Below are 15,543 nucleotides of genomic sequence, written 5' to 3'. Positions count from 1 at the left end.
ATCAGTAAACTGCCTAAAACCTTAAAAACTATTGCTGGGCACCTTTACTTATTTTATTGTCGACAATCCTCGGATTACCATCAATATCAGTTTGTCCGTTAATTTCTTCCGAAATTACAAGACCTGTATTTCTTGCCGGAGATGAAGATTTTATATGAAGGTTTGGCTCTGAAATGTTTTCCAGTTGAGGATCAACTCCGTTCGAAGAATTCGTATCACCATTACATGCGTTTTTCCATGCTTCGAAATCGGTATACTCCACATCATTCCAAATCCACTTAGCCACACCTGTAGTATAATAGTGATTATAGTCTATTACATTATTCTTCCCTGTGGTAGTGTATTTGTGGATAAATACATCGTCAGTCCCTCCATATATAATATTATTCTTTACAAGAATATTTGTACAATTCTTGGTCAAACGGATTTCTCCTTCAACCTCACCGAATGCTCCCCTGACCGAATTATTGAACAGAAGGGTATTATTCACTATCTGGCAGTTGTCTGTCCCTCCATTGGTGTAATTCAGATAATCACCCATGTATATGCCTGTGCGGTAATTATTGTAGACAAAATTATTCCTTACTATACAATCCTTTGTAGCTAATATATCACTTTCGCTTACCAGGCCAATAGCCCTGTCGCAATTGTATACTATATTTCGCTCAATAATGGTCTTACCTCCGCCACAAACATAGATGCCGATAGCTCCATATCTGTCAGGGCCCCATACTTCGGGGCTGTTGGTATGTGAACAATTATATACCACATTGTCACTAATCACACCATTTCTGGCGTAGTTGATCTCTGGATTCATCTCTGGCCGTAGATTATCGCCACCGGCAACTATAAGCCCGATGTTTTCTACATCTCGTATAATGTTATTTCTGACTATAAATCCATCGATATTACCCACTAATGAAAAAGTTTCGCTGGTTCCGGAGTGTATATCATAGATTTCACAACCTTCGACTATCAGATCCGATATAGGGGTATTCGAATCGCCAATCACCAAAATGGCATGAGCACTTCGCCAGTCATCATTGTTAAAGCCCGGAGATACACTCTTTATATTGTATATCTTACATCCTTTAATCCGGATATGACGAGATTCTCCGTTGATATAGATTCCCTCTGGGTCGGCATTGGGTGCTGTGTTTTGAAAGTTGCAAATATCAATATCCTCAATACTGACACATCTGATATCTTTCAGCGTTACCAACGCAGCCCAGCCTGTAGCTGTCAGATTTGTACCGTCGATTTTGGCCCTTTCACCCGGGTAACTTTTTAGCGTAATCCATTGATTCAATAAACCAGATTTAGGGAAAGTTACTTTTTGATTATAAACGCCTCCTCTCAGGAGGATCGTATCTCCCGCTTTTGCCAAATCCAAAGCATTATTTATTGTTTTTAACGGAGCTTCTTTACTCCCGTCATTTTCATCATTTCCATCCTCCGCTACATAATATGTTTTGGCATAGTTAATATCTGTAGAAGGAGTATAATAACTATCAGAATTGCATCCGTATATTAACAAGCTGACAAAAATTATAATAAAACTGAGCATTTTTTTCATATTTATTTGATTATTTTTCGACTAACAATATTACTCGTACATTATTCTCCTGATCGCATTATTCTTTCTGTCAAAGACATAGATAATACCATCTTTGTTTATCGCAAGATCCAGCGGAGCGTTGAATGCCGCAGACGAGCCGTTGGCATCGACATAGCCTTTTTGTGCGCTTCCGGCTACAGTGCGGACTACTCCCGATTTCATATCGACGATCCGGATACTTTGATCCGGATTATCTCCTCCGTCCCAGATTCCGTTTCCGGCAACATATATATTCCCATCACCATCGAGAGCCATTCCCCATGGTTTTGCAAATTTCGCATTGCCTGTCGGTCCGTCTTCATAGCCATATTCACTTCCGGCAATTGTGCTTCTACTCCATGTGTCGGCTTCATATTTAACAATCTGGTTCGTATCAAAATCGATAGCAAACAGATTTCCCTGAGGATCGACAACCAAACCGGCTATTGAAACATTTTGTATAATGTGTGTCATTGTACCATCCGGCTTCAACTGATAAATACCCCCCTTTTCGGGATTAGCGGTGTATATATTACCATTTCTTTTATCCACGGCAAGATACCACGGGTATGGCCAGATATTATCTTTTATAGTTGTGACAACACCCTCGGATGTAACTTTTCTGATGGTCTGCGGGTTGCCCAGGTCACTAACATATATATTCCCTTCAGAATCGCAATCCATCCCATACATTTCCTGAAAACGTGCAGCAGTTCCTGTACCATCAGCATGTCCGTAATTACCTTGTCTTCCGGCCAGAGTGGTTACTTTTCCATCGGGTGTAATCTTTCTGATACAATTGTTGCCTGCATCTCCTACATAAATGTTATCTTCAAGATCTACACAAATAGATCCTTTTCTCCAGTTGCTGACTGTATCCTGCAGGTAAAACTGGGCTTCAGTTCCTTCTCCGTCTACATATCCTGGTTTTCCGTTTCCGGCCAAAGTCGTCACGGTTGCAGAGAAAGTATAGGTAAACTCTTCCACACTTGTTGTTTCCTGATCACCTATTTTTACATGCAACAGACCTGACCCCAACTTTCTGGGTACAACTACCATTATGCCAGTACTGTTAGATCCTATTATTTTCAGAGGGGTTTCGCCTACCATGACAGATACCCGGGATGTATCATCCGTGAAATTTTTACCTGTTATTAAGATTTCCGTCCCTGCACCACCACTGGTAGGGTAGAATTTGTTGACTACCAGTGTAGACGGAGTATCGTCATTATCATCTTTACAGCTCGTCAGCAAACAGCTTAAAATCAAACAACCTGCCAGTAAACCTGTAATTATATTTTTAATCTTCATAATACTGTTTTATTTAAATTAAACTATTCAGTCTCGATCTTACGCACTACGTTATTTGCCCTGTCCAGTACATATACCGTCCCGTTTTTGTCAACGGCAACCCCCGTAGGAGCGCTAAAGCGTACTGGTGATGAATTTCCCGAGATTGTATTGTTGATCCCCGCATAGGATGGTATCGCAAATTCGCCGTTAGTGAATCCGGCGTATTGTCCGCCTGCGAAAGTCGTAACATATCCTGTATTGTAATCGATAAAGCGTATACTCTGATCCAAAGCGCTGGAAGTCCCCGTACTATGTCCATTTCCACCCACATACAGATTGCCATCACTATCCATAGCGATACCCCATGGATAATAGAATTGTGCACTCATAGCAGTCCCGTCGGCATAACCTTCCTGTCCACTCCCTGCTACTACAGTAGGATTCTCCCAATCTCCTCTTTTGTATTTGAGTATCTGATTGGCATCATGATATACGAGGTATAGATCTCCGTTCCTTTTATCGACTACCATTCCGGCAGACCATTGTACACCTGATATAATTTTTTCTATAGCCGCTGGAGATGGGCCGTAATTATCCATAGCGGAGGTATAAATAATTCCGGCATTATGATCATTCAGATACAGGGTGTTATTGGCTTCGTCAACAGCTATACAATTGATTCCCCCTCCCCATCCAAGATAATGAGCTTTTCCGTCAGGTTCAAACATTACCACACCTCCGACATAATCGTCGGTTACATACATATTGCCTTTACTATCCACTTTTACGTCTGTTGGCCTGATCTGTGCATTGTACGAACCTTTACCATCGTTTTCGTGTCTCCAGTTAAGTCCCCAATCAGTAATTTCGACAGGACCCTGTCCTGCAACTGTTGTTACTGTACCATCGGGAGCAATTTTACGGATACATTGGTTGGCAGCGTCACTTACGTATACATTCAGTTCGTCATCCACATCTATTCCGCCTCTGCGGGTTTCACCCCAGTCGGTAGTAAATGAAAACATAGCCTCATTTCCAGGCCCGTCCTGATAGCCCCTTTCACCTGTTCCGGCAAGGGAGCTTACTGTACGGGTTCTCATATAGGAGAATTTTGATAAAGTAGTAAAACTTTGCCCGTCTATTGTTATAACCAGCGGAGCGCTTCCTATCTCTTTATTTTTAGGAATTTCAACTAGTAGCTGTTCTTCATTAGACCTCAGTATAGGGATATCTATTTCATTTATGGTTACGGATACTCTGGACGCATCGATCGGAAAATTCTCTCCCGAGATCAATACATTCGTGCCGTATCCACCCTGTAATGGAGAAAATTCAGATATTCCCGTAACGCTTTGTATTTCGTCATCATCATCACAACTAGTGGTAAGTGACGCAAAGCTAAACAAGGCTATTGCCAGATATATTATTCTTATTTTTGACATAATTCATAATCAGATTAAATGGTTTCATATTGATTATTACAGTTACCAACCAGGATTTTGTACTAATCCTTTACCCCTATCCAGTTCGTATTGGGAAACCGGGAAGAGATACATTTTATTACTCCAATACCTGTCCGGCATTCTCTGGCGTGTATAAAATCCTTCGAAAGAGAATCTTTGTCCGCCGTCGTCAGCATTCACATTCATCCGTTGAATAGTACGGTTTTCCGGTAGTTCGTATAACAATCGCCGGCACAAAGTCCAGTACCTGTCGCTTTCGAAAGCCAGTTCTATCTGTCTTTCCCTGATTATCCATTTCCTCATTTCTTCTTTTTTACCGAGAGCAGCAGGGTAAGCGACTTCTATTCCCGGAATACCCGCACGGGTTCTTACTTCATTCAGATATGTTTTGATATCGGGATCGTTCGGGTTATATTCGTTCAGGGCTTCCACATAATTGAGCAATATCTCTGCGTAGCGTATCTGGATGAAAGGCCTGTAAGAAGCTTTGTCAATCCTGATATTTGTTTCGGGGCTGACTCTCTTCAGTACACAATACCCTGTAACATCCGGCATATTATTTGTCTTAGCGCCCGACAATCCGGTAGCATAGAATTCTGCTCTGCCACGGCCGTCTTTGTTAGCATCTGACGAAAAGAAATTCTTATCATCGACAGATGGTGCAGGAAGTACCGGACGCCCATTATACTGGATGTTCACATAAAAACGGGGCTCGCGGTTAACGTACATATTCCATTCGCCTTTACTATACCCTCTGTTTACCTGATCTTGCTCGAAGCCGTATCTGGCAGGATCGTCAACTGTGGCAAAACCCGTTTCCATATAAGACGCATCGTCATAAATATCTTTTCCGTTACGGGTATAAAACGCATCTACAATATTCTGTGTGGCGTTCTGCATATTATATCCACCCGGATTCGGGGCACAACGTTTCTCGTGTCCCCATTGCCATGAATCGGATATATTGGTAGAGAATAGTATCTCTTTATTCCAATTAGTAAGGAATACATTCCGGTAAGATAAATACGGATCAAAATCGACATCCCCTTCATCCAGATTGGTGAATAGTTTATGAATGTTCATATCTATCACATCTTTGGCCGCATCTGCTGCCTGTTTCCATTTCTCAGGATCGTATGATGCAGGAGCTAATGGCGTTCCATCATGGTTTTTAAAGTTTGCAAACCGGGTATTTCCATTCCAGAGCTCACTAGCTGCTAATAATAGAACCTGAGATTTCACAGCCAGACAAGAACCCTTTGATGGTCTTCCATAATTAGCCGACGATGCCCATTCGTCAGGAAGGACTCCGGCGGCCTCATCCATCAGGTTGCATATATGTGTAACACAGTCGTCGAAAGGGCTTCTTGTATATATGTCGTAGTCGTCGCTCATACCCATCGGTTGAGTAATTATTACAAAGGGACCATATTGTTGTAACAACTTCCAATAGAACCATCCGCGGAGGAATTTCGATTCGGCCTTATATTGTACTTTCAGTTTATCGCTGAGTATACTTGAAGGAACCCTGTCAATATTCGCTTCAAATACTAAAGACTCCCTGATTCCTTTATAACAAGTACTCCAGTTATCGAATATTCCGCTCGAGGCATTCCAGTTTCCTTCTATTATTTTCCGGGCATTAACATTTCCGTAAGGCACTGAGGTTTCATCACTTACCCCTAATGTGGAAAAGTCATCCAGTGTAACCCATATATACCCGTATATATTGTACAGATATGCTTCGGCATCAGCCCTTGTCTCCCATATCATATCGAATGTACGGATATTATCAGGCTCTTTATCCAGATAGTCACATCCTGTATGTATAAACAGGAAGCTAATCAGTATAAAAACTGAATTGATAATATTTTTTATTTTGTGTTTCATTTTATTTCGGAATTAGATAATTAAAATTGCGCTCTGATACCAAAAGTGATCATCCGTGTCAATGGGTATTTTGCTCCGTTCGAACCGAGTTCAGGGTCCCATAACTTGAATTTTGAGAATGTAAGCAGGTTCTGCCCCGATACATAGAAATAGAGGTAGGATAATCCCGCTTTCCTTATCGATGGATGATCCAGCGTATATCCAAATGATGCCTGTTTCAAACGGAGATAACTACCATCCTTAAGCCAGCGGGTACTTGATACATAGTTATTATCTTCCAGTTTACTATTATAACTTAGTCTTGGATAATACGCATCCTGGCGGGGATTTTCTTCTGTCCACCTGTCCAGCATATTTTCGAGCACGTTGTTAGGATATTGTCCATTTCCAGAGAATGGTAATACACCAGCTCCTGCTACACCCCAGTCTCCTGCACTGAATCCTGATCCGTTAGCCATGATGCCTACATCAGCTATACCCTGGAAAAACAGAGACAGATCAAAATTCATATATCTGAGGTTAAACCCTGCTCCATAGGACCATGTCGGGAACCATGATTTTCCGAGATAGGTTCTGTCGTATGTATCTATTATCGCATCATCATTCGGATTCAGATTCATATATTTAATATCTCCCGGACGTACCGTAACCCCGAACTGAGGAGGATGGGAGTCAATGTCATCCTGATCGACAAAAAGTCCCTGGTCTATATAACCGATGTATTCGCCGGCTCTTCTCCCTGTAGCACTCATATAGCCATATCTTTGTGTCGGTTCGTCCTGATACACTATTTTATTTTTGCTGTAAGTGATATTTCCATATACTCTGATTCCGACTTTTCCTATCTGATCATTATATTCAAGATTGGCATCAAAACCGTTATTATCCATTTCTCCCATATTGGCGTAGATGCGCGTGTCAAACCCGGCCATTCCCGGCAATGATGCCCTTTCGATCAGGATTTGTTTTCTCCTTTCCTTGAAGATGTCCATTGTCAGGTTTACTTTGTCGAAAAATCCGAGCTCGAGTCCTATATTGGTTTTGTATGATTTCTCCCATGTAAGGTCTTCTACGCCTAATACATTACTTTTAATCCCCCAGTAGTTTGTTCCGCTCAAACCGAAACCTGTTTTATTACCTCCTCCAATCTGGGTAAGGTAGGCAAATCTGACATTGTTTGCGATGTTATCGTTCCCTACAACTCCATAAGAAGCTCGTATCTTTAAGAGGTTAATGGTTTTATTGATAGGTTCGAAGAATTTTTCGTTGGAAACAAGCCATCCCGCCGACACTGCCGGGAAGAATCCGAATTTATTTCCTTTTGCGAAATTCTCAGAACCAGTATAAGATGCATTAAACTCTGTCATATATTTGTCGTCGAATACATAACTCAAACGTCCTGCTACCACCTGATTGCGGAACGGGATAGAACCTATAACATCTCCGGCTGTACTAACAAGCCTGTTTCGCATATTGTACAGTAACATGGCTCCTATCCTGTGACGATCAAAAGCCCTGTCGTAAGCCAGATTTGCTTCCAGGTAAGTTACACGCTCTCCGGTGGAACTTTGTTCATAGCCTAAGAACTGCTGCCCCTCTTTTACCGGATTCCCGAAAATAAGGTTTCCATCACCATCTCGTCCGGTTGCACGCCACAGGTCAACTCCTCCTGTTCTCTTGTTATAGAATTGACTATAACTATCGAACGAGAAACGGGCGTATGAGGTCAGACCTTCAGTTATAAAATCCAGTTTTTGGTTGAGGGTGAATACTGATTGCACAGAAGGATTGAATTCTGTTGTATAACCGTTGTTCTGTACTTCGTTTTTAGGATTGTTCCCTGCGTTTGCCGTAGGACCAGCCCATCTCCCATCAGGATATCTCACAGGATAGGCTACCGGACTGGTAGAATATGCCAGATACCATAAGTTCCCTGCCGATATTCCCGGATAGCGTGAGTCTACAAGCATGGCGGCAATATTCATTTGCAGCAAGGTGGAAGGTGTAAGGTTTACATCGACATTACTTCTGAAATCGTAGCGCTTATAATCGAGATTCGGATTAAAACCGTTCTCGTTTTTCACCTTATAAGGGCCTGTCTGGTTATAGAATGAGGCGGACAAATAGTAGCGGACAGCTTCGCCACCCCCGTTTATGTTGAGGTTGACATTTGTGATAGATGAATTATTCTTGTATATCTCATTCATCCAATTAACGTTAGGATACAAATAAGGATCCAGCCCACTGGCGGTTTTCATTATTTGTTCCTGTGAATATGTTTCTTCCAGTCCCATGTTTCTGCGCCCTTCATTATAGAGTTTCATGTAGTTCACTCCGTCAAGGATTTTAGGCTTTATTGTAAAACTGGTAAGTCCTGTCTCTACCTTGAATGAGATACGGGGTTTTCCGGCTTGCCCGCGCTTGGTGTTGATAATCAATACACCGTTTGCTCCTTTCGCTCCGTATACAGCAGTGGCCGAGGCATCTTTTAAGAGGGAAATGCTTTGTATATCCTCCGGATCAATGTTGTTGTACGCGCCTCCGTATGTACTATTTACATCATCCCGTTGTACACCGTCGACTATTACCAAGGGAGAGGTATTCCCGGTAAATGTTCCGATACCACGGATTGTGAAAGTGGAGTTGTCATATCCTGGTTCGCCGCTTGACTGAACTGAAATAATACCAGCGACTCTTCCCTGAAGGGCATTACTCAGGTTTGCCACAGGAACTTTTATATCATCCATATCGATAGATGAAACAGAACCTGTAATGGTTACTTTCTTTTGTTTTCCGTAACCTACGACTACCACTTCTTCTAAAGTAGCTTCGTCCGGTTTCATAATGATTCTGATAGGTTTGCCTTTCTCAACTTTCACCTCAGTTGTTTTCATGGATATCATAGTGAATATGAGAATATCTCCATTAACCGCTCTGATTGAAAAAAGACCTGCTTCGTCTGTGAAAACTCCGGTGTTTTTGTCTTTTACCGCTACCGTAACACCTATTAACGGAGCTCCGTCCTGATCTAGTACCTGCCCATTGATGTGGTCGGTCTGGGCATGTAGATTTTCTACATTTAAAAACGCAATTGAGAACAGAAGAAAAAGAAATAACTTCCTACTTCTGTCCCATGAATGCTTTTTCCGACAGAAAAAGGCCGACATGAAATTCATAGTAAAATAATTTGTATTTATCACTTCGGTATTGTTTTAAATTGTTCATTAATAGGAATTTATAGAGAAACTTAACCAGCCTGGTTAATAATGGGGATATCCTGTAGTGATATTACATATCACTATAAGTCAGGTATGTGCTAACATTAGATTAACACATATACTATTTTTAGGCTTAAAACTTTTTTTGGGTATTTTTATCTATAAAATCTTTATATGGAATAGATAAATCCGGGCTTAATGCTATGATGATATGTTTTTCATAAGGGTATTATGTTTTAATAAATTATTATACATCCAAAAAAATAAATTAAAGATTCACACCGGATAACACTAGCACTATTATCGGGGCATCCGTTCTGGCTTTCATCTCATAAGTCTTGATTTTAAGGTTAATAATCAGGTTAATATAATCTTTCTTATTCGCTTTTAAGTTTTATATATTATTAATACGATGTAAATAAAAATAACTACTCACTTTTTTGAGAATAATAGTATAATTCTTTTGAAAAAGTGCTGTACTTTTCTTTGTACAGCACTTCTGATTTGCTATTTAATATTGAAAAGATTTTTTTTCACATAAATACTATAATCCTTAATAAGACCAGGTACTTCTTTTTCCATTCTAGGAAGAAGTTTAAGACCTTTTATCTTTTCTAACTTTCCCAGATCGATAATTATATAATGCGGAAACTTATCTTCTTGTTTAGTACTCCAGTAAGTAGATTCCTGTAGATCGAATACTTTATCGGCCGAGTGGTTTCCGGCTTTTATTTCTTCGCTGTCGGCATATACTATTTTCCATGCCTGGCGTGAAAAATGTTTTCCATCTGCTCCTGTAATATATAATTCAGCTATGGCGGCATTGCTATCTCCATTATAGGAATTCAATGCTTCAATGCATATATAGCGTGCTTCAGTGATTTTACCGAAATTTATCTCTTTCCATCCGTTTCCGGCGGAGAATGTTCCGTTGTAAACAGGAGTTTCATTGGAAAGATTAAGTGTTTCACCATCTTTCCGGTGGGTTAACGATTCTTCTGGTCGGAGCATATCCAAAATAGGATATGTAAGTCCCTTTACAACAAGATCTTTCGGACCTTTCAGATCAAGGACGATTATCTCGTTTTCGCCTTCTTTGAGCCAACATCCGGGCATGAACAAAGTTTGCTGCGGGCCGATCTCCCAAAAACGTCCTATCGCCTTACCGTTTACCCATACCATACCTTTGCCCCATGTGCGCATATCGAAAAAGACATCTCCTGCTTTTCCGAGATTAAATGTCGCTCTGTAATATGCAGGCAAAGATTGAGGCCGGGTGTTTTTAGTGAACTGTTTATTTTTTACAAAAGAATAATCCACAGGCAGGCTGAATATTTCCCAGTTATTTAATAAGTTAGTACCTTTTTCATTTACTAATTCTACCCTTTCGGTTATACCTTTCCTGTCGTGGATAGCTTCATCAAAATTAACCCGTCCCATGGCCTCAATCAGAATATCTAATCGTGATGTAGCATTCGTTATTGGCAATTTTACAGAATTCTGCCCTTTTCGCCTGTCCAGACGGGTAATGAGCTTGCCATCAATAAATATCTGTGCCCAGTCATGCGGTTCTGTGATAACCAGAGTTGTTTCTTCCTTTATTACAGGTAAAGATGTCCGGTACAGGATACTTCCCCAACCCTGATCGAGGTCTTCCATCGGCTTCACTTCTTTGCTCTTCACGGCTTTCGGGAGATTGTCGAATACCATAGCCGATTCGGTAAACCTGATCTCGGGAATTTCTATTATAGGCATGGCATCAGGTATCTCGGGTAACACTTCATCTTTATCGAGATAACCGGATAGCATCTCACGGAGTGCATGGTATTTAGGTGTTACCCACCCAGCCTCACTGATAGGGGCATCATAATCATAAGAACTGCACATAGCCGAGTATGCCGGGCTGTTGGCTCCTCCCCAATGTCCGAAAGTAGTTCCACCATGAGCCATATACAGACTAAATGATATATTATTATCCAGCATTTCTTTCAGCCCTGCTATCATTGTGGTGGCGTCACGTGTTTCATGAGCACGTCCCCAATGATCGAACCATCCGCTCCAGAATTCACTACACATAAGAGGTGAATTGGGTCTGACTTCTTGCAATTCTTTGAACTGTTCCTGTATATTTGCTCCCGTACCGAAGTTTATAGTCCAAAGCAGATCATCTAATCCGTTATTCCTGAAATTAGACGCCCAGTCGCACTGGAAGAGCGGTACATCGGTAAAACCCGCGTTTTTCACCATATCACGTATATCAGCCACATATTCTTTGTCAGTATTGTAGGCGCCATATTCATTTTCCACCTGAACCATAATAACATTTCCTCCACGGGTGATCTGCATACCTGCAAGCTGCTTACCTAATTCTTTTAAATACAAACTACATCTTTCGAGGAAGTAAGGATCGTCAGAGCGGACTTTAATATCGTGTTTTTTAAGTAACCACCAGGGTAGTCCGCCCATTTCCCATTCGGCACAAGCATAAGGTCCGGGGCGCACAATAATATACATGTCATGTTTTTTTACTAGCCTGCAAAATTCCGCAATATCTTTTTGCCCCGAAAAGTCAAAATCTCCCGGAGTTTGTTCATGATAATTCCAAAATGCATAAATACATATTGTATTCATGCCTAAAGCCTTGCACATTTTTATTCGGTGCTCCCAATATTCTGCCGGAATGCGCGCGTAATGTATTTCCGCTGCCTTTATAATAAAAGGTTTACCATTCAACAGAAAAGATTTCTGCCCTATCTCAAATGAGCCTTTACCTTGGTCACAAAAAAGATTCAGACTGAGCAAAAGGAACAAGCTGATTACCGATAATATTTTTATTGATTTCATAATTACCATTATATATTATATTTTTTTGATTATACCTGTATCCCCTCCACCTCTGAGAGTCAGATCGACAGGAAGATTATTTTTCCATGCTCCCCTTGTGAAATCGGGCACATCGACCGAATTGGAGCGGTTAGCAGCAGAACGGATACTTAACGGAGTAATACAAGACCATAAAGCAGCATCATACACATCCATGTCGAGAGGAAGGCCATTGCGCAGGCAATCGATCATACGCCAGTCCATAATAAAATCCATGCCTCCGTGCCCGCCAATAACTTTCGCTATATCAGAGATATGTTTGACCACTTCGGGCGTGTATTGTTCTTCCAGCTCCTTCATTTTATCGCTACCTATAAATTCGTGCCCGAATGCTATTTTACCAGATTCAGGATATTTCTGCGCAAAAGCCTTCGTTCCACTCAATACATGAATTCGGCTATATGGACGCGGACTGGTGACATCATGCTGGAGCATTATAGTTTTGCCTTTATTAGTACGGATGACAGAGGTATTCATATTTCCGCGATATTTCATCTTGGCCATCGGTTTGTAATAATCATGTTTTTGAGCCTGCTCTTGTGCAAAGGCCTGCATCATAAAATCGTTTGTTGACATAGATGTGAGATATTCCATCTTGTCTCCCCGGTTGATATTCATTGCCCAGCAGATAGGTCCCAGTCCGTGGGTTGGATATGGATTTCCACTCTTGTGGTTTTCATCCCATCTCCAACCCGGATAATCAGGTTCTCCGAACAGACTTCCCAGCAAATCGTGAATATATGCGCCCTCCCCGTGCATTACTTCTCCGAAAAGTCCTTTTTGTACCATATTGATCGTCAGGATTTCGAAGAAGTCGTAACAGCAGTTTTCGAGTTGCATACAGTGCTTCTTTGTTCGCTCCGAGGCTTCTACCAGTTTCCAGCAATCTTCCATTGTAGTTGCGGCAGGAACTTCTACAGCTACATGCTTTCCGCATTCCATAGCGTATAAAGCCATTGGTACATGCCATTTCCACGGTGTGACTATATATATGAGGTCTATATCTTCCTGCTCGCACAATTTTTTCCATGCATATTCATCTCCGAAATACTCTTTTGCAGGTTGTTTCTTGAAATTGCTTAATGTTTGCTGACTCTTTTTTACAGCGTTTTCGTTTACATCACATAAAGCTGTGACTTCAATATCTTTTATATTCAGCATCCTGTTCACAGCCCAGCTACCTCTCGAACCCAGACCGATATAACCGATTCTTACGACAGGAATTTTAGGTGCGGCATAACCGCACATGTTGAAAAGCGGTTTCTTTGACGACCCGTGTTGCAAGCCGTTTTTGATTGACCTCTCCACATCTTCGTAAGAAGTGGCTCCGGCAAAAGCAGATAAAGCGGCTCCGGTTCCAAATAATGATCCTTTCAGGAAATTACGACGATTGATACTCATTTTTGTTTGTTTTTCAGATTATGTAAAATTGTCAGTTATTCTTTTATCTGCTCAGTTTTTCGAGCATCTTTTTGGCATTATCCACCATTTGCGTACAAGGTTCGGCTGGTTCTCCGATAATCTTGAATTTAGAAAGTTCATTATTTAATAAATCCAGTTTTTCAGAATTACCTTCATCTTCGAACTTATCTCTTAATATCCGGATTTTTTCCGCATCCTGTATACCTTCTTTCAAGCGTTCGAAACGGATAGAACTACGTCCTCCCGGATATATGATGTAAGTATCGCCTGCAGACCAGGTTTTGTAGCGGGAATCCAGCAACGGGTTTTCCGGCCACGAATTATAAGCCCAACGTAAGAACCCATCATAGTCATTGGCTATCGAGAACCATGATATATACACCGCTTCGGCCGGATCGGAGAATGTAAACACATTAGGAAATTTTGTACCGCAATAAACATAATAGGTACTGATCAGCCCGTTTTGTTTACGGTATTGCAGATCTGCAGCTTCAAAAGTTGCTCCGTATTCTACACAAATGTCTTTCAGGTAGGGATATTGTTTATAGCTTTTGTGATTATCGGCCAAAGCAACGCCCAGTTCTGGCGCAGCTTCTTTCAATAATCCCATCGTAGCTTTCATAATTTCCGGTGAACGTTCGTCCATGGCTATATTTGTGATATCCAACCAACCTTTTTCTTTCAGGTGTTTACAGAAATCTTTAAGGAACGGAGACCATACTTCTTTAAATTCTTTTGAGCCGGGAACAGGGTTTACTGTGATTTTCTTGTTTTGGATCTCATCAAAATAATGAAGTTCATTGTTCCACGGAGCCATCGAATAACAGTTGATCATATCTTTCACACCCAGTTCCATCATCATCTCTACCCAGCGGTCGAATATAGCATAATTGTATTCCCATGAACTATCTTTCTTTTTCGTCCAGAGAATCATGTCTGCATACGCATCGAATGTCTGCACATTCCACGGATCTTTATTCAATGTTGTGGTAATAACCTTTTGTCCTGTGCTAGCCAACATACTCATAGGTTTTTCCATTAGTTTCCAATGTTCCTCCGACCAGGCCGGAACATTATGTATACGGGCGATAGCAGAAGGATGCTGCCATAAATCCAGATGGAATTTCCAACTTTCAGGTTTTGGGAGGGTATGAGGTAATACATCAATGAAAACGTTCAATTTTGTTGTCTTTTTATCACGGGCATAAACATTGACTGTACCTGTATAAGTCCCGGTCTTGGCATCGTCAGGTATATCGAAACTAAGCCACACAGGACGAGTAGTTCTCGCTTCGATATTGAAACATTTGACAGTGTCGAGCGCATCTGCGACTAATGACGGCCGTAAATGTTCGCGAGGGGCACATCCATCTCCATACGAATCTGTAATGACATATTTTATAAATTGCGCATTAGCGGTGGAAGATTTTAATACGGAGCCATTCTCATTTTTGAAATCAGAGAATTCACATTCAACCTGTTCCACATTTTCATCTGTCCACAGTACCAACATAGCAGCAATGCGCTCGCCTTTCCAACCGCTTCCTTTCCATACCTGCGATTGCGGAACATCAGGTACCTGTGCTTTGGGATACCTTTTGTTGATACTGCCAAAAGAAATGTTCAGGCCGTTTACTTTGCTCCACTCGGCACTGTAATCTGTTGTATCGGGATCGGTAGCTTCAATATATGTTTCACAATTCAAAGCCGGACGGGGCTTTTCGCAAGATGTCAGAATTATACTTAATAGTAGTAGAAAACTTAAAAATTTCTTCAT

General features: G+C 41.2%; 8 protein-coding genes. All 8 read right to left on the bottom strand.

Annotated features, from left to right (window positions below):
* Positions 1-28: 28 nt before the first annotated feature.
* The 8 genes from GGR21_RS00290 to GGR21_RS00255 all read right to left on the bottom strand — a co-directional run bounded on the left by GGR21_RS00290 (position 29) and on the right by GGR21_RS00255 (position 15,543).
* Positions 29-1,576, bottom strand: a complete 1,548-nt coding sequence (locus GGR21_RS00290; RefSeq protein WP_183305149.1) for a DUF1565 domain-containing protein — start codon at positions 1,574-1,576, stop codon at positions 29-31.
* Positions 1,577-1,606: 30 nt separating this feature from the next.
* Entirely contained in the window at positions 1,607-2,908 is a 1,302-nt protein-coding gene (locus GGR21_RS00285; RefSeq protein WP_183305148.1) for an NHL domain-containing protein, read from the bottom strand.
* A 23-nt stretch (positions 2,909-2,931) separates the two neighbouring features.
* Positions 2,932-4,332 carry an IPT/TIG domain-containing protein gene (locus tag GGR21_RS00280; RefSeq protein WP_183305147.1) on the bottom strand — a complete coding sequence of 467 codons (1,401 nt, stop codon included), beginning with the start codon at positions 4,330-4,332 and terminating at the stop codon, positions 2,932-2,934.
* A 42-nt stretch (positions 4,333-4,374) separates the two neighbouring features.
* Positions 4,375-6,243 carry a RagB/SusD family nutrient uptake outer membrane protein gene (locus GGR21_RS00275; protein WP_183305146.1) on the bottom strand — a complete coding sequence of 623 codons (1,869 nt, stop codon included), beginning with the start codon at positions 6,241-6,243 and terminating at the stop codon, positions 4,375-4,377.
* Positions 6,244-6,263: 20 nt separating this feature from the next.
* Positions 6,264-9,419, bottom strand: coding sequence for a SusC/RagA family TonB-linked outer membrane protein (locus GGR21_RS00270; protein ID WP_183305456.1), 3,156 nt, complete (start codon positions 9,417-9,419; stop codon positions 6,264-6,266).
* A 549-nt stretch (positions 9,420-9,968) separates the two neighbouring features.
* On the bottom strand, positions 9,969-12,305 hold the full coding sequence (locus GGR21_RS00265) for a beta-galactosidase (RefSeq protein WP_183305145.1): 2,337 nt from the start codon (positions 12,303-12,305) through the stop codon (positions 9,969-9,971).
* 15 nt (positions 12,306-12,320) lie between these two features.
* Positions 12,321-13,745 (bottom strand): Gfo/Idh/MocA family oxidoreductase, encoded by a 1,425-nt coding sequence (locus GGR21_RS00260; RefSeq protein ID WP_183305144.1) that lies wholly within the window; start codon positions 13,743-13,745, stop codon positions 12,321-12,323.
* Positions 13,746-13,788: 43 nt separating this feature from the next.
* Positions 13,789-15,543 (bottom strand): DUF4091 domain-containing protein, encoded by a 1,755-nt coding sequence (locus GGR21_RS00255; RefSeq protein WP_183305143.1) that lies wholly within the window; start codon positions 15,541-15,543, stop codon positions 13,789-13,791.

The organism is Dysgonomonas hofstadii (assembly GCF_014196915.1).
Taxonomy (GTDB): Bacteria; Bacteroidota; Bacteroidia; order Bacteroidales; family Dysgonomonadaceae; genus Dysgonomonas; species Dysgonomonas hofstadii.
This window is presented reverse-complemented; position numbering and strand designations above follow the sequence as displayed.